The following is a 219-nucleotide window of genomic DNA, read 5'->3' on the forward strand; positions in this document are numbered from 1 at the left end:
AGAACGGGGCAGACGGCATCCAGATGGCGAGGAAGACGAGTGCGTACGCGATGACGAGTGTGACGACGGTTCCGTTGACCACTGTCGCAGCGTAGTCCTTCCCGTGGTACTCGACGAGCAGGTCTGAAGCGAGGTATGCGACGCCGAACGCAACGAATCCAGCAGGGACAGCGACACCACCAAGTCCGGGCAGTTCGATCCAGGTGAGTTTTGCTGCGA

1 protein-coding gene is annotated in these 219 nt (G+C 60.3%); it reads right to left on the bottom strand.

What is annotated here, in order from left to right; genetic code table 11:
- The coding region (locus tag EXE42_RS18205; RefSeq protein ID WP_137707153.1) for a VUT family protein at nucleotides 1-219 on the bottom strand (219 nt) is incomplete at both ends.

Source organism: Halorubrum sp. SP3 (assembly GCF_005435195.1).
In the GTDB taxonomy this organism is placed as follows: domain Archaea; phylum Halobacteriota; class Halobacteria; order Halobacteriales; family Haloferacaceae; genus Halorubrum; species Halorubrum sodomense.